Genomic DNA, 17288 nt, shown 5'->3' on the forward strand with positions numbered 1-17288 from the left:
AGGATCTTGTTATTCTTCCAATTGCTCAATAAGGTTGGCAACTAAGGCTGTCCAACCTGTTTGATGAGATGCTCCCAGACCACGACCGTTTTCTCCGTGAAAATATTCGTAGAATAATATTAAGTCCTTAAAATGAGGGTCTTGGTAGTATTTTTCGTAGTTCTTGTTGATTGCCCTATTGCCTTTTTCATCTTTCTCGAACATGTGGATCAGGCGTTTGCTCAACTCATCGCTCACTTGTTTAAGGTTCAGGAGTTTGTTGCTTCCGGTTGGATATTCAAAAAGGAAGTCATTACCGTCATACCACTGGTATTCCCGTAGTGCTTGAATGAACAGATAGTTCATGGGCATCCAAATAGGTCCGCGCCAGTTAGAATTTCCACCGAACAAGGGTACGGTAGATTCCGCCGGCTCATAATCAATGGAATATTCTATGCCGTCAATATGAATTTGATAGGCTTTTTCATGTACTTTAGATAATGATCGTATACCATATTCACTTAAAAATTCTTTCTCATCTAAAAGTGCGGTGACCAGTTTTTGCATTCTATCCTTAGGTACCAATGAAAGCAGTAGGTCACCATCTGCTTCGTATTGCTGTATTACTTCATATTTTAAGTTTTCTGCGCGGTACTTTTTAAACCAAAGAACACTGGCCTTAAACTTAGGGAATTTATCCAACACACTTTTCTTAATGGTAAGTACTGCCGCTAAGGACAACATACCTGCAATGGAGCGTACTTTAATGGTGGTAGATTGCCCATTGGGCAAGGTCAACCTATCATAGAAGAAACCTTCTACATCATCCCAAACATTAGCCTTATCGGTATCCATTTTGTTCAGGGCTTCTGCTATGAATACAAAATGCCCAAAATATTTTGTCGCCATGTCTTCATAGGTATCGTCATGTTCCGCAATACGAAGACTTATTTCTAGCATGTTTAAACTATATAGGGCCATCCAAGCGGTGCCGTCAACTTGATCCAAGAATCCACCGCCGGGCACACCATGGCTACGATCAAAGACCCCAATATTATCCAAACCTAAAAATCCGCCTTGAAAGACATTATTGTCATTTCTGTCTTGACGATTAACCCACCAATTGAAGTTCAACGAAAGTTTGTTGAACATGCGTTTTAGGAACTTAATATCGGGTACACCTGTAATGGACTTATCGGTGCCGTAAATCTGTAATGTTGCCCATGCCTGTACTGGCGGATTTACATCACTGAAATTCCATTCGTATGCGGGAATTTGACCATTAGGAGCCATATACCATTCTTTGGTGAACAGTAATAATTGATCCTTGGCAAATTCAGGATCTATAGAGGCAAAAGAGGCACAGTGAAAGGCAGAGTCCCACGCTGCGTACCACGGATATTCCCAAGCATCGGGCATAGAAAGTACATCGTGGTTTCTCAATGTTTTCCAATTGCTATTTCTTCCATTTTTACGCTGCTCCGGCGGTGGGGTGGTTTTGTAATCGCCTTCAAGCCATTTTTCAACCTCGTAATTGTAGTATTGCTTTGTCCATAGTAAACCAGCAAAGGCTTGTTTTAAAATCGCCTTTCGGTCTTCGGTTGCTTTAGGAGCTATTTCTTCATAAAATTGGGCACATTCTTCTTGTCGTGCTTTAAAAATGGCATCAAAATCTGAAAAAGGTGTATCCAGAGTTTCTTCTGTTAAACGAAGTTGAAAGGTTTTAGATTCGCCACCACCTATAATTTCTTGGTATAGCGGTGCAAATTTGGTCCCGGAGCTATTTTTTGTGGCCAATTCAAAATCATTGTTGCAAACGGCATCATTAAATAAATCTTTTTTAAATGGATGGTCGTTTGTATCGCTATATACTTTTTTTCTGTTGGTTTCATTTTCGGTAAAGAACAACTGTGCCGCTTTTTGAAAATACAGATTGTAGCTGCCCACATAAGGGTGGTCTATGTGTACGAAAGGATTTGTTTTGGTCCCTTTTTTAGTGATAACAGGCTTTCTGGACATTTCTTTAAATGTCCAATGATTACGCATAACCATTTGTGGTAATAATGTTATGGGCGCTGCTTGGTTTCCTCTGTTGGTAATGGTGATTTTTATGAGGATATCGGTTTCGTCTCCCTTTGCATATTCGGTACTGACATCAAAATAGGTGTTGTCGTCAAAAATACCAGTATCCAATAGTTCGTATTCCAATTCTTTTCGATTCCGTTTTTGGTTCTCGGTTATGAGTTGGTTGTATGGATACGCCTTCTGCGAATACTTGTACAAGTACTTCATATACGAGTGAGACGGTGTATTCTCTAAATAATAGTACAGCTCTTTTACATCTTCGCCATGATTACCTTGCGGACCCGTTAACCCAAATAGGCGTTCTTTTATAATGGGATCTTTACCGTTCCATAAACCTATGCTAAAACACATGTTGCAATAGCGGTCGCTAATACCTGCAATACCATCTTCTCCCCAACGAAAAGCGCGACTTCTGGCATGGTCATGCGGAAAATAGTTCCAGGCATCGCCACCGGCACTATAATCTTCACGTACCGTTCCCCATTGGCGTTCACTTAAATACGGTCCCCATTTTAACCAGTCTTTTTCTTCTTTTTGTTGTTGGGCTAAGCGGATTTTTTCAGGGTTTTTCATGGAAGTTTACTCTGTAAGGTCAATTATAAATATTTTGAACTTTTAGTCTTAAAATTAGTTTAAGTAACATTGTAAAAACGACAAAGTTAGATTTACCTATTAGATGTTGAATACAATTAGTGTAAAAGCAATATTGCAAAAAGTTATATTGAAATATCAATAAAAACTCTTTGCAATATTTCTTTCTTTTCAATATGATGAACCTTAATCTGAATCTTATATTTTGCTTTATAAAACAATCTGGAATGTATTAATTTAACATAACCTACAAATAAATTTTCTTTATAAAGTTTAACCGCATAATCGTCATATGCATTTCCATAGTCTAATTGAAAATCTAATACATCACCAATTCTTATTGATGTTTCGGGGATTTTAATTTTAGTAAGACCTGCTATTTCAGAAATAAAATTTAGTCCTTTAATTGGATTAAAATCAGCTAGAAATTCAAAATTATCGGTAGGGAGAAGACCTTGAGTTTGTACTAGCATATAGAAAGGATCAAATCTTTTGTTTAAATCAACTTTCCAAAAAGAATAAAAATCCGATAAGTCATTTCTTTCAAATTTCACTAATCTTTGTGATAATATGTCTAGGACATTTTCTGAATATTCCTTGTCTGTTTCAGGAAACCCTGTAAATGGCAAGAATCCGTATTCAGAAGCTTTAATTAAATTTTTTTGTAAGTATTTAAAACGAGTACCCTCAGTGACATTAGTTTTAATGACTCCCACAGGGATTCTTCTGGACCCTCGACCTTTACGCCATACTAGATATATGTTTCCAGTCCTACTCATATTATTTGTAATAGTTTTTCAGTTCGTAAAGTTACCAATTTGTGCATTAATAATTTGCGGTGTTCAGGTAAAGAAAAATGAGATAGTTCAGTTGGTAACTTTTGGTCTATATCTAATATTAGTGTTTTTATATTCTCTTTATAGAAATTGGTTTTAATAGTTTTAATTATATCTTTAAATACATTTGGATATTCCTTTTGTAATTCTTGGATAAATTCAAAATGCTTTGGCTTACCACCTTGAAGATAACGAACTTCTGAACGTCCGCGATCGATGTAAGCTGATATCATTTGTGGATTTTTAAGCATTTGTTTTATTCTGTCATCTTCTAATTCTCTACCCAGGCAGCATCCACTGTCGTAAATTGGAGAAAAAACTGTTTCTACAATTTTACTTTGAGTTTTTAAGAGAATCTTAGAGGGGCTAACATTTTTTTGTCTCATTAATTCTCTTTGTTCTAGAGTACCCTTAGCTAATAATTTAATAAACTTTAAATTGATTTTACTTAAAAACCCTTTGGTTGTAACGATTTCATCATCAATTTGTTGAATAGCCTCCTTAAACTTTGAAATAAACCCCCAATTTTCTTGATGTCTATCAGAGTTGCCTATTATCAAATCAAATACCAACATTTGAACGAATTGTGGCTCGAATTCTGATAATTCAAAAAAATTCAATGTTTTTTTTATAAAATCTAAAGTATATCTATCTTCATTAATTTTGGGATTGTATTTTGAATCAAAGCCTCTTAAGAACTCGACTCCTTCTGATAATTTATTTTCTGAATGTTCCACCATTGATTTAGATAGACATCCAATTTGTTGTTCATCGTTTATATCAAAACCAATATTATAGTCAAGTAAATTAAAACCAAGCATTTGTCCAATTTTGGATGATACTATTTCACTCCAAAATTCAGTTCTATATTTGAAACTACCATCTTTTAATTTTTTTGACCCTTTAAAGAAATATTCTTTACCATCTTTTGGAAAAACATAAATATTTTTAGCTCTTGTTCCACCAGTACTAGAGTAAGGAATTTTATTCCATTCAGAAATGTCAATATAGTCAGGAATTAGTTTTTGCATTGTTATTATTAAAATCTGGAGGCATCAAAAGAATACATTATCTTATAATACTAATGCTTTTAGCTTACACTGCCCTTTGCACCACCTCAAAAACCTTATTGGCATCGCACTTGATAGTTTTAGAAGGGAATTTTAATATTAAGGCGTAATCATGAGTGGCCATTAGAATGGTTCTCCCGGATTTATTGATTTCCTGTAGAACCTTCATCACCTCCACACTGGTTTGTGGATCAAGGTTTCCGGTTGGCTCATCGGCAATGATCAGCTCTGGGTCGTTCAATAAAGCACGTGCAATGGCAATACGTTGTTGTTCTCCACCAGAAAGCTCGTGCGGAAATTTAAAGCCCTTGGTTTTCATACCTACTTTTTCTAGTACGTTTGCTACCCTTGCATCCATCTCGGCTTTATCCTTCCATCCGGTCGCTTTCAGAACAAAGAACATGTTCTGGTTAATATTGCGGTCTGGCAATAGTTTAAAATCTTGAAAAACAATACCCAATTTTCTACGTAAAAATGGAATGTCCTTTTCCTTTAGCGTCTTAAGATTGAACTCCACCACGTGCCCTTCGCCTTTTTGCAAAGGTAAATCGCCGTACAGGGTCTTCATAAAGCTACTTTTACCGCTACCGGTCTTACCAATGAGGTATACAAACTCTCCTTTTGCAATCTTTAAATTAACCTCACTTAGTACCAAGCTCTCTTTTTGAAAGATAGCCGCATCTTTAAGTTCTAAAACAATCTCTTCCATAACACAAATGTTGTCATAAAAGTAATAAGTTCCATTTGATATTAGAGAACCCTTTTTTAAAATCTTTTATTTTGAGAGGGTATTGCACATACTTAGGTACAATTTTTGACGTTATCACATGTGATAACGGTACTACTAAATAGTAACAGAACACTATGCTTAAAAAAATCACCGCTTTTATTCCATTGGTATTCGGGTTGGTCACTTTGGCCAATGCACAAGAGACTAAGATCTATACCCACGAACAGAAAGCTTTTCAAGATGCGCTAGCGCTATACAATAATGAACAATACCAAGCGGCACAGACCATTTTTGATAAGGTAAAAGTGTCTACAAAAGATGAGGAGACCGCTGCCAATAGCGCCTATTATTCTGCCAACGCGGCAGTGCGCTTAAACCAGATGGGTGCCGATAGGTTGATGGAAGATTTTGTAGAAAAATATCCTACATCTACCAAACGTAATTCTGCCTTTGCCGATGTGGCGGAGTACTATTTTCAAACAGGAAAATATCCGTACGCTTTAAAATGGTACAATAAGGTTGACCAAAGTTCTCTTTCTCGTGGAGAGATGGATAAGTTCAATTTTAATTATGGCTACTCTTTGTTTTCATCACGTAAAACTAAAGAGGCTGAAAAATACTTGGAGAAGGTAGCCAATTCACCGGTATACGGTTCTCAGGCAAAATATTACTTGGGGTATATTTCTTATCAACAAGATGACTATGAAACCGCAAACCAGCGTTTTGATCAAATTACGGATCAAGATGTATTAGAAGAAAAACTTAGTTATTACCAGGCGGACATGAACTTTAAGCTGGGCAAGTTTGACGAGGCCATTGCATTGGCAAAAAAGCAACTGCCAAAAGCAGACAGACGAGAAGTGTCCGAATTGAACAAGATCATAGGGGAGAGTTATTTTAACCTTAAGCAATACGAGAATGCCATACCTTATTTAACGGAATACAACGGTAAAGGTGGTAAATGGAACAATACGGATTATTACTATTTGGGCTATGCTTATTATAAAGGTGGTGATTATGCCAATGCCATTGCCCAATTCAACAAAATTATAGGTGGTACTAATAGTGTTTCGCAAAATGCATATTACCATTTGGCAGAATGTTATTTAAAGTTGGATAAAAAGCAGGAAGCTCTGAACGCCTTTCGTAATGCATCGCAAATGGACTACAGTGCCGAGATTCAGAAAGATGCATTCTTAAATTATGCACGTTTAAGTTATGAAGTCGGTAATGCCTATGAACCGGTTCCGCAGGTGATTACAAATTACTTGAAGACCTACCCTAAAGATGAGCATCAAGAAGAGATGCAGACCCTATTGGTGGATTCATACATTACCTCAAAGAACTTTGAAGGTGCCATGCAATTGTTGGAGGAGAATAAAAACTACGCCAGCAAATCGGTATACCAAAAAGTAGCTTATTATAGAGGTATTGAGCTTTTTATGGAAGGCGATTATAATGCGGCTTCTGAGAATTTTTCCAAATCATTGGGTAGTGCGGAAGATATGCTGTTCAAGTCCCGTGCCGATTATTGGAAAGCGGAGTCCGATTATTTGTCCAACCGTTTTGATGATGCGGTAAAAGGGTATACGGCATTTAAGAACAACCCGTCTGCACAAAGTACAGAAATGTATACCGATGTTGATTATAATTTGGCCTACGGATATTTTAAGCAGAAAAATTATAATGATGCCATTACCTATTTCAACGCATTTACGTCTAACGGAAATGCAGATGTAGAAAAATTAAATGATGGTTACCTACGTTTGGGAGATAGCTATTATGCGACCAGTAAATATTGGCCTGCCATAGAAACCTACAATAAAGCTTTGGCATTGACAGGACCTGAAAAGGATTATGCCTTCTACCAAAAAGCAATGAGCTACGGATACGTGGATAGGGGAGAAAGCAAAATTGAAAATTTAGAGGAGTTTGTAAGTCAATACCCAAGGTCAAGTTTTAAAGATGATGCTTTGTTTGAATTGGGGAATACCTATGTTGCCCAAGGTCAAGAAAGCAAAGGTCTTGCCGCCTATGATCGTTTGATCAGTGAATATAGAGGAAGTTCGTTGGTGCCACAGGCGTTGATGAGACAGGGACTGGTCAATTATAATGCCGCAAAAAACGAAGCTGCTTTGGCGAAATTTAAAACGGTTGTTCGCGATTTTCCAAAAACACAAGAGGCTATTCAAGCGGTAGCCACGGCAAAATTGGTGTATGTGGATATGGGGCGAGTGAACGAATATGCCGAGTGGGTTCGTGGCCTTGATTTTATTGAGGTTACCGATGCGGAATTGGACAATACTACTTTTGACGCTGCCCAAAAACAGAACTTGGAGGGTAATGTTGATGCCGCTATTAAAGGGTATAAGAATTACATTCAGCAGTTCCCAACAGGTTTACATGCCGTAGATGCCAACTTTAGTTTAGCTCAATTATACTTTGGAAAAGGAGATAAGGAAGCTGCTTTGCCTTACTATAAATATGTGGCGGATAGAAGCACGAGCGAGTATGCAGAACAGGCATTAACACGTGTTTGCGAGGTCTATATCTCTAAAAATGATTACCAGATTGCATTGCCATATTTGTTAAAATTGGAGAGTCAGGCGAATATTCAGCAGAACAGAACATTTGCACGTTCCAATTTAATGAAAGGTTATTACAAGCAAAAGAACTACCCAAAGACATTGGAATATGCGGATAAGGTATTGTCGACTTCAAATATTGACGACAGAATAAAGAGCGATGCGCATGTTATGATCGCTAGATCGGCCATTGCCACAAATGATGAGGTAAAAGCAAAATCCGCTTATGAAGAGGTGTTAAAAATAGCCTCAGGCGCAACAGCTGCAGAAGCTTTGTATTACAATGCCTACTTTGAGAATTTAGATGGTTCATATGAGAATTCTAATATTGCTGTCCAAAAATTGGCTAAAGACTATGCCGCATACAAGGAATGGGGCGGTAAAGGTTTGGTGTTAATGGCTAAAAACTATTATGCCTTAAACGATGCCTACCAAGCAACCTATATTTTAGAGAGCGTAATAACCAACTTTACGCAATACCCGGAAATTGTTGCCGAGGCTAGAGCGGAGCTGGCTATCATAAAGTCAAAAGAGGCCAAGAGCAATTCATCTGTAGATCCTAATTAAAAAATTCACGTACACCAGTAAAAGAACACCTATGTACAACAAACATATATTTACGCTTATATTTTTAACGCTTGGCTTTCAAGTTACTTTTGCTCAAGAAGAGGAAGAGAAAGATTTGGGTACGGAAACCGTAACGGTGACCAAAGCCTACACGCCAACCGTTTCAGATGCTTTTAAAATTAAATCGGTACCAAACATGAACGATTCTATTGTTCTGCAGAAAAAACCCATCAATTACAGCATATTTTCTGTTCCCGTAGCATCTACATTTACCCCCAACAAGGGAACGGCTTCAAAAGTAGAAAAGTTGCCACCGCCTATATTGTATAATTCATATGCTTCTTTGGGCGCCGGATTGTATGGTAATGTTCTTGGCGAATTTTACACCAGTAGAAAAATAAATAGAGATGAAAATTTTGATATTGGTTTCAACCATTTGTCTTCTCGTGGTGGAATCAACGGTGTAGAGCTGAACGATACCTTTTATGATACCAGGTTAGATGCATCGTATGCAAAAAGAGATAGGGATTTAGATTGGGGTGCGGCCATTGGGTTGCAACATCAACTATATAATTGGTACGGTATTGAGCCTGGTGTGTTCAGTGAAACCGTCCTTAACGGTATAGATGAACGTCAAAACTATTATATGGGCGAAGTAAGTGGTCACATAAACGTGGAAGATGCTTATTTTAAAAGGGCAGATTTAAAGTATAGAAGATTTTTTGATGCCGTAAGTTCTGGTGAGAATAGGGCTATTTTCAATTCTTCGTTCGTATTTCCCGTAAATGACGAGACCTTTAACGCCAAGATTAATGTAGATTATGTTGGTGGTACTTTTGAGAACGCGGATGTAAATAGCAGCACTAATGATAGCGGAATTTCCTATGGTAATTTGCAAGCAGGTATTAATCCGTCATTAACCATGTTGCGTGATGATCTTTCCTTGAATTTGGGAGTGAATTTGGTGTACGGAATGGATTTGGAGAACAGTGAAAGTAATTTCTATATCTATCCGGCTGTAACGGCTTCGTATAGGTTGTTAGATGAAACCGTAATTGCTTATGGTGGTGTAACTGGTGAGTTGAAGCAAAACTCGTATTATGATTTTGTAGAGGGTAACCCTTTTGTTTCGCCAACGTTAAATATTGCGCCAACAGATAGCCAGTACAATGCTTATGTAGGTTTTAAAGGTCAGTTATTGCCCAATTTAAGTTATAATGTAAAAGGCTCTTATTCAGCGGAGAATAACAGACCATTGTATACATTGAACCCTAGAAACGATTTCAGGTCAGATGATAAAGGGTATTATTATGGTAATTCGTTCGGTGTGTTCTATGACGATATAAAGACCTTGGGAATTTTTGGGGAGTTGAATGTAGATGTGAACCGTAATTTTACCGCAGGTGCAAATGTTGAGGTCTATGATTACAGTACGGAAACCGGCAACCCGGCTTGGAACTTACCAAATTTGCAAGCCTCTTTGTTCATGGATTACCAAATTGGAGAGAAGTGGTACGCTGGTGCTAACTTGTTCTATGTTGGTGAGCGTGATGATTTTTCTTCCACGGTCGTTCAAAATACACAACCAAATGATTTTCCTGCTACACTAATTACCTTAGATGGCTATTTTGATGCCAATGCACACGTAGGGTATCGTTATACAGATCAATGGTCGTTTTTTATAAAGGGTGCAAACCTGTCTAATAATACTTACCAAAGATGGGCTAATTTTCAAGTTCAAGGAATACAGATTTTAGGTGGGGCAACCTATAAGTTCGATTTTTAATACATAGCATTAGTACAATATGTAATACTATAAGAACCCTTCTCATCATAGAGAAGGGTTTTTTAGGTATAAAAATTTGGCAAAACGGCCATATTTTATCTTTTCTGTATTTTAGGGAAACTATTTAATGCGCATGTCAACTATAAGACCATATCTAAATCTTCTGCTTTTGCTTGTGCTGTGCATACCATTTCTTTTAGCGAGTCAGAATTTGGTGGTGAACCCTAGTTTTGAAGATTATAGGCAATGTCCCGTTGCATTGGGCAATTTGGAAAAAGATGTAATGGATTGGAGTATGCCCAGTCTAGGTTCTACTGATTACTTTAATGGGTGTAGCATTGCCATGGGTACCCCTGAGAATTTTAATGGAAAACAGCCTGCAAATTTTGGAACAGGCTATGTGGGGTTTTACATGTATGCCCCTAATGATTATAGAGAATATATTCAAGCAAAGTTGAGCACGACCTTGACGAAAGGTGAACATTACACGGTTTCTTTTTATGTGAGTTTGGCAGAACGGTCAGATTTTGCGGTCAAGGAATTTGGTATCCGTTTTACCGAGCTTCCTGTTAACGTGGCTACGAGCAAGGTATTATCTGGATTACACTTTTCTAAATTAAAGGGAGAAATATCACCGGCTATGGAAATATCATATTCCAAATATTATTCCGATGAAATAAAATGGGTGCAATTGACAACCGAATATTTAGCCACTGGCAAGGAAAACTACATGATTATCGGTAATTTTAAAAACAATAAACGTACCCAAAAATACCAGACCAAAAGAAAAATTACCAAAGGCTCATATTATTATGTAGATATGGTAACCGTAAGTAATGTAAAGTCAAAATCTGGTGTTGCCTTAGGTAAAGAATATGAATTGGATAGGGTACATATTTTTAAAGACGTTCATTTCAATTCTAATAAAGCTAAAATTAGAGGAGACCATAAACAAGAAATGGAATCTTTACTTTCCTTTTTAACCGCTCATCCAGCTATTACTATTCAAATTTTTGGGCATACAGATGATGTTGGTTCTGATGCTTTCAATCAAAAATTGTCTGTACAACGAGCAGAAGAAGTAGTAGATTACTTGATAAAAGGCGGTATTCAGAAAAGTAGAATTTCACTGAACGGTTATGGAAGTTTAAAACCTATAGCTTCAAATCATACGGAGAAGGGTAGGTTTTTAAACCGGCGTGTAGAGTTTGTGTTAAGCGAGCTAGAATAGTTATTGTCTTAGCTTCCCATTTTTGGCAGGGTGGATAAGTTTGTATAATAACATGCATTATTAAAATCATTATTAACATTATTGATGAACTTGTTGCCGTTCAAGTAGAAATCAATCTATCTTTACATAAAACACTACAAATGGATTTAAATTTAGCGGTACTGATAGATGGGGACAATATACCTTCTGCATATGTAAAAGAAATGATGGAAGAAATTGCCAAATATGGTAACCCTACTATTAAGCGTATTTATGGCGATTGGACCAATCCCCGATTGGGAAAATGGAAAAATGTACTGCTGGAAAATGCCATTACGCCTATTCAACAATATGGTTATACACAAGGTAAAAATGCCACAGATTCCGCTATGATCATAGACGCTATGGATGTTCTGTATTCTGGTAAGGTAAATGGCTTTTGTATTGTTAGTAGTGATAGTGATTTTACACGTTTGGCAACCAGGTTAAGGGAAGCCGGTATGCAGGTGTTCGGTATTGGTGAACGTAAAACCCCTAACCCGTTTATAGTAGCTTGTGACAAATTTATATATATTGAAATTTTAAAAAGTAGATCAGAGGAAGAAACTACAGATGCTACCAATAAGACCCCTACAGAAAAAAATACGGTAGACAAGATTACTCCAAAAGCGTTACGTTTTATTTCAACGACTATTGACGATGTTGCTGATGATGACGGATGGGCGTTTTTAGGAGATGTAGGCAGTTTATTGCAAAAAAAACAACCAAATTTTGATTCTCGTAACTACGGGTTTCAAAAATTGACTCCGCTTATAAATTCCATTCCTCATTTTGAAATTGAACGAAGAGAAGATTCCAAAGGGCGTAAAAAATTGATTTACGTTAAAATAAAGGAGAAGGCAAATTCCAAATCAAAGAAGTAGTTCTTTTAAATATTCCGTTAAACAGAAATTGACCGATCATAATAGTTTTGTATTTTCCCTTACAAATTCTACTATTATGATCCGCACACTGTGGCTACTTTTATTTGTTGTTGTCATTAGTTCTTGTAAAGAAACGGCAAAAAATGACCAGCTTAACAATACCAGAACAATTGCCGAAGTTTTTACCGAATTTTATGATTTTAAAAAAAGCATAAATCCAATTGAAGCTACCAAAGCGGGGTATATGGTTTATAATGATACCATAGCCAACTATATTTCTGATGACTACATTCTACACTTAAAAGACCGTTACACCTATTTTTTAGAGGAGTTGGGCAAGTATGATTCTACCCAAGTAAGCGCAACGGATTATATGAGTATGCGCGTTATGGAATGGGATTGTAACGTTAAGTTAGAGGGGCTAATGAATCCTTTGGTTACGGTTGCATCACCAATTTATGACTTGCCAAGTTTTGAGCTTATGCCGCTTTTTCAAATACAATCTTTGCATTTGTACATTGCGCAGTTGGGCGGTGGTACTAGTGTACAGCCTTTTAATTCTATTGAAGATTATAATAATTGGTTAAACAGGTTAGAAGATTACTTGACTTTTTTAGATACCGCTATAGAAAAGATGAAAATTGGCGCGGATAGCGGTATAGTACTGCCAAAAGAGCTTACGCTTAAAATGCTACCACAAGTACGATCGTTTATAGATGTTCCCTTAGATGAGAACCTTTTCTATAAGCCCATTTTAAATTTTCCAGAAGGCTTGTCTGATGTGGATATGGATATCTTAAAAAGTAACTATGAAGATTTTATAGAAGAGAGATTGATTCCTAAATACGTGGAATTAGATCGGTTTTTAACTGACGAGTACTTGCTGGTTTCTAGGGATACTGATGGATTATTAGACTTGCCAAATGGTAAAGAGACGTATCAGTATTTAATAAAATTGCATACCACCACCAACATGACGGCAGATGAAATTCATGAATTGGGATTGTCTGAAGTGGCTCGTATTTCAAAGGAAATGGAAATTGTTAAAAATGAAATAGGGTTTGAAGGCGATTTAAGATCATTTTTTAAATTTCTGCGTAATAAAAAAGAATTGACACCTTTTTCAAAACCTGAAGAAGTAATTAAAAATTTTAATAACATTAATGATCGTATAGCTCTTAAAATTGATTCTCTTTTTGCATTAACGCCCAAAGCCGGTTTTCATGTACGAAGAACCGAGGCGTTTAGAGAAGCATCTGCAAGTGCGGAATATGTTCCCGGGTCAAAAGATGGTTCCAGAAGTGGTATTTTCTATGTGCCGATACCCAATGTAAAATCATATAATACTATTCATGATGAAGCTTTGTTCTTGCATGAAGCCATACCTGGCCATCATTTTCAATTAAGTCTACAGCAAGAGAATAAAAATCTTCCAGAATTCTTGCATCCTGAAAGTATGGGTGTATTTGTAGAAGGTTGGGCATTATATGCAGAATCTTTGGGGAAAGAATTGGGTGTCTATACAGACCCTTATCAATATTTTGGCATGCTGAGCATGGAAATGCATAGGGCGATCAGGCTAGTTGTAGATACGGGTTTACATGCAAAAGGATGGAGTAGGGAAAAGGCTATACAGTATTCATTGGATAACGAAGCTGAGTCAGAAGAAGGTATTATCGCTGAAATTGAAAGGTACATGGCCACCCCGGGGCAAGCGCTGTCCTATAAAATTGGTCAGTTAAAGATAAGGGAACTACGGACTAGGGCAGAAACTAGCTTGGGCGAAAGATTCGATATAAGAAAATTTCATAGTCAAATCCTAAATTCCGGTAGTTTGCCTCTAGTATTATTGGAAGAAAAAATAGCGCATTGGATTGCCGAACAAAATAATAAATTGTAGTAAATGACCTACATTTGTTAAAATATTATGAATTTAATATCGTTACTATTTAATATAAAACAATACTTTATAATATGAACACTAACCATGTTTTAATAAAAGTTGTCTTATTTGTAAATGTTTTATGCATTAATTCATTTGTTGAAAACCGAAAGGTAAATTCATCTTACGAGGAATTAAAACATGAGCAAATAATTGATAATAGCCCTGTTGTGGGTGTTTGGAATTTTTTAATGCCCAATGCCGATGCTCCTTATAAAAAGGGGCGTATTTTTATTTCGGAAAAAAACGGAATTTATGATGTTGTAATCAGTTTAAAGACCGGCTCACTTAATGGGCAGGATATTAAGGTTGAAGAAAATAGGATCAATTTTAATATCAATATGGAAGGTATAGAGCGTACTTCTTTTGTACTTGAGGTAGAAGGCGATAAAATGATCGGCGAGTGTTATTCTGAGAATAGATCAAGTGAAGTTTTAGCTAAGCGCACATTACCTGTAGAATAAAGATTTAAATCTTTCCGAAAAAATACTTAGTTTTCAATATTATTTGAAGTAGGTCAACCCTGCTTACTTTTGCTATTCTGATAACTAACTATTTTATTGTGAAAAAATTACTTCCCATTTTACTTGTATTATTATCTGGTTGCGAACTCATGAAAGAGAAAGTTGACCTGGTAATTTTTAACGCCAAGGTTTATACCGTTGACGACTCTTTTTCAGAAGCACAGGCATTTGCCGTACAAGACGGTAAATTCATAGCTGTTGGTACCACCGAAGAAATTAGGGATGTATATACCTCTGATCAATTGATAGATGCCGATGGTAGGGCCATTACCCCTGGTCTAATAGATGCACACTGCCATTTTTATGGTTTAGGTCTTAATCAACAATTAGTAGATTTAGTTGGCACTAAAAGTTTTGAAGAGGTTTTGGAACGTGTTAAAGCATTTCATGCGGCCAATCCAAAATCGTTTTTAAGAGGTAGAGGTTGGGACCAGAACGATTGGGAAATTAAGGAATTCCCCACCAAGGCAGAGTTAGATACCATATTCCCTGACATACCTGTTGCTTTGGAACGTGTAGACGGTCATGCATATTTGGTGAACCAAAAAGCGCTAGATATGGCCGGTATTGATTGGAGCACTAAAGTTGAAGGTGGTGAAATAGTAAGAAAGTGGGAAAACGGATATTCTGGTATCACCGGTGTTTTAGTGGATAACCCTATGTCACTTATAGATAGTATAATGCCGCTGCCAAGTTTGGAAGATAAAATTACGGCGTTGAAAGATGCGGAAAGAATTAGCTTTAACCACGGTCTAACAACCGTAAATGATGCCGGACTGGATAGAAGTACCATTGAACTTATAGACAGTTTACAACAGGCGGGCGAGTTGTCTATAAGAATCTATGCCATGGTTAGCAATAATAAGGACGATGTTGATTATTTTATAGAAAAAGGGCCAATTAAGACAGATCGATTAAATGTAAGGTCCGTAAAAGTATATGGTGACGGAGCTTTAGGTTCTAGAGGGGCTGCCTTGAAAGAGGAGTATAGTGATTTACCCAAACATTTTGGTGCAATGATTACTCCTGTTGCGGATATTGAGGCGCTTGCAGAGAAACTTGCAAATTCGGAATATCAAATGAATACGCACGCTATAGGAGATTCGGCCAATATAGCTGTATTAAGGGCGTACAAGAATGTATTGAAAGGTAAGGATGATAGACGTTGGAAAATTGAACATGCACAAGTTCTTACGGAAGGAGATTTCGATTATTTTGAGGACGGTATAATTCCTTCAGTACAACCTACGCACGCTACTAGTGATATGTATTGGGCAGAAGAACGTTTGGGAGAAAGAGTAAAAGGTGCTTATGCATACAAAACGTTGTTGAACAAAGCAGGTACTATAGCATTAGGAACAGATTTCCCTGTAGAAGATGTAAGTCCGTTTTTAACGTTTTACGCTGCTGTGGCAAGACAGGATACCAGTGGATATCCAGAAGGAGGATTTCAAATGGAGGAAGCTTTGTCTAGGGAAGAAACATTAAAGGGTATGACCATTTGGGCGGCATATTCAAATTTTGAAGAAGATGAAAAGGGCAGTATAGAGCCGGGCAAGTTTGCGGATTTTGTTATTTATGATAAGGATATGATGACGGTACCTGTTGCTGAAATACCAACAATTCGTGCAGAACAGACATTTGTAAACGGTATAGTTAAATAAAATAATATAGGTCAAAGAAAAAGCCTCGGTCAATGACCGAGGCTTTTTTAATAAATTAAGTTTTTAATTACATTGTAATTGGAACTGCAACTCTTGTTTTGTCCCATCCCATAACCAATTCGGCGCCATCATTGGCATCTTTAAATGCAATTGAAAATTCTTCTAATGATGCGGCATCAGAACCGTTTGGTACGGTTACGCGGGCAACATCGGCGGCTTCATCATAAAAATATGAACCCCATTGGTTTAGGTTTTTGTTTAATATAACCGTCCACTCGTCTCCACCTGGTATGGTGAATAAAGAGTATGTACCAGCTTTAACAGCTTTACCACCAAAAGTAACATCCTTGTAGAAAGTAATTTCTGGAGCTTCGTTTGCACCGGTTCTCCAAACTTTTCCGGTAGGCGCCAATTCTTCCATTGAACGGCCTTTTAATTGTGGTCTTCCGTAAATGATACGAACGGCCTTTTCAGAAACTTTGTAATCTGTAGGGTAGGCGGCAATGTCCATAGGACTTTTATCTATTCCGGAAAATTCTTGGGCTGTTGCAGAAGCGGTAAAAACTAAGGCAAAAATAAGTGTAGCTAGTGTAAATACGTTTTTCATAATAATTGTTTAGGTTTCTAGGCCATAAAACTAAGCAGTTCCTTACAGTCCGATTAATAAAAAGAAGTTAAATTTTATGTTAGTTACATTATGTCATGTTTTAAACTATGTAAATGTTAAATAGATGTCAAATTAAATTAATAAATCATTTTATTGTTACAATATGTAACCATAATTAATATATGTGTT

The 17288-nt window shown here is 36.9% G+C and carries 12 protein-coding genes; 7 read left to right on the forward strand and 5 right to left on the reverse strand.

All coding sequences use genetic code 11. The annotated features are described in order from the left end of the window. Positions 1–9: 9 nt before the first annotated feature. The 4 genes from PXC01_RS07970 to PXC01_RS07985 all read right to left on the reverse strand — a co-directional run bounded on the left by PXC01_RS07970 (position 10) and on the right by PXC01_RS07985 (position 5270). On the reverse strand, positions 10–2637 hold the full coding sequence (locus PXC01_RS07970) for an MGH1-like glycoside hydrolase domain-containing protein (RefSeq protein ID WP_276471758.1): 2628 nt from the start codon (positions 2635–2637) through the stop codon (positions 10–12). 143 nt (positions 2638–2780) lie between these two features. Then, entirely contained in the window at positions 2781–3434 is a 654-nt protein-coding gene (locus PXC01_RS07975) for a hypothetical protein (protein WP_276471759.1), read from the reverse strand. Further along, positions 3431–4522: a HipA domain-containing protein gene (locus PXC01_RS07980; protein WP_276471760.1), complete on the reverse strand. Its 1092-nt coding sequence runs from the start codon at positions 4520–4522 to the stop codon at positions 3431–3433. Before PXC01_RS07980 ends, PXC01_RS07975 begins: the two co-directional genes overlap by 4 nt. A 64-nt stretch (positions 4523–4586) precedes the next feature. Next, positions 4587–5270 carry a cell division ATP-binding protein FtsE gene (locus PXC01_RS07985; RefSeq protein ID WP_276471761.1) on the reverse strand — a complete coding sequence of 228 codons (684 nt, stop codon included), beginning with the start codon at positions 5268–5270 and terminating at the stop codon, positions 4587–4589. 155 nt (positions 5271–5425) lie between these two features. Here PXC01_RS07985 and PXC01_RS07990 point away from each other — a divergent pair, with 155 nt between their 5' ends. The 7 genes from PXC01_RS07990 (at position 5426) to PXC01_RS08020 (ending at position 16492) form a co-directional block, all read left to right on the forward strand. Beyond that, a complete protein-coding gene (locus tag PXC01_RS07990) occupies positions 5426–8443 on the forward strand; it encodes a tetratricopeptide repeat protein (RefSeq protein WP_276471762.1) in 3018 nt (1005 codons plus the stop codon). A gap of 31 nt (positions 8444–8474) precedes the next feature. Further along, positions 8475–10229 (forward strand): TonB-dependent receptor, encoded by a 1755-nt coding sequence (locus PXC01_RS07995; RefSeq protein ID WP_276471763.1) that lies wholly within the window; start codon positions 8475–8477, stop codon positions 10227–10229. A 133-nt stretch (positions 10230–10362) separates the two neighbouring features. After that, the gene (locus PXC01_RS08000) at positions 10363–11460 is read left to right on the forward strand and encodes an OmpA family protein (protein WP_276471764.1); all 1098 of its coding nucleotides are present in this window, start codon (positions 10363–10365) and stop codon (positions 11458–11460) included. Between the two features lie 140 nt (positions 11461–11600). After that, positions 11601–12362, forward strand: a complete 762-nt coding sequence (locus PXC01_RS08005) for an NYN domain-containing protein (RefSeq protein WP_276471765.1) — start codon at positions 11601–11603, stop codon at positions 12360–12362. A gap of 76 nt (positions 12363–12438) precedes the next feature. Then, a complete protein-coding gene (locus PXC01_RS08010; RefSeq protein WP_276471766.1) occupies positions 12439–14262 on the forward strand; it encodes a DUF885 domain-containing protein in 1824 nt (607 codons plus the stop codon). Positions 14263–14336: 74 nt separating this feature from the next. Then, positions 14337–14768 carry a hypothetical protein gene (locus PXC01_RS08015; RefSeq protein ID WP_276471767.1) on the forward strand — a complete coding sequence of 144 codons (432 nt, stop codon included), beginning with the start codon at positions 14337–14339 and terminating at the stop codon, positions 14766–14768. Positions 14769–14866: 98 nt separating this feature from the next. Next, on the forward strand, positions 14867–16492 hold the full coding sequence (locus PXC01_RS08020) for an amidohydrolase (RefSeq protein ID WP_420828581.1): 1626 nt from the start codon (positions 14867–14869) through the stop codon (positions 16490–16492). A 67-nt stretch (positions 16493–16559) separates the two neighbouring features. Here the strand turns inward: PXC01_RS08020 and PXC01_RS08025 are convergent, their stop codons facing one another. Then, positions 16560–17099, reverse strand: coding sequence for a DUF2911 domain-containing protein (locus PXC01_RS08025; protein ID WP_276471768.1), 540 nt, complete (start codon positions 17097–17099; stop codon positions 16560–16562). Positions 17100–17288 lie beyond the last annotated feature (189 nt).

The organism is Maribacter huludaoensis, from assembly GCF_029350945.1.
In the GTDB taxonomy this organism is placed as follows: domain Bacteria; phylum Bacteroidota; class Bacteroidia; order Flavobacteriales; family Flavobacteriaceae; genus Maribacter; species Maribacter huludaoensis.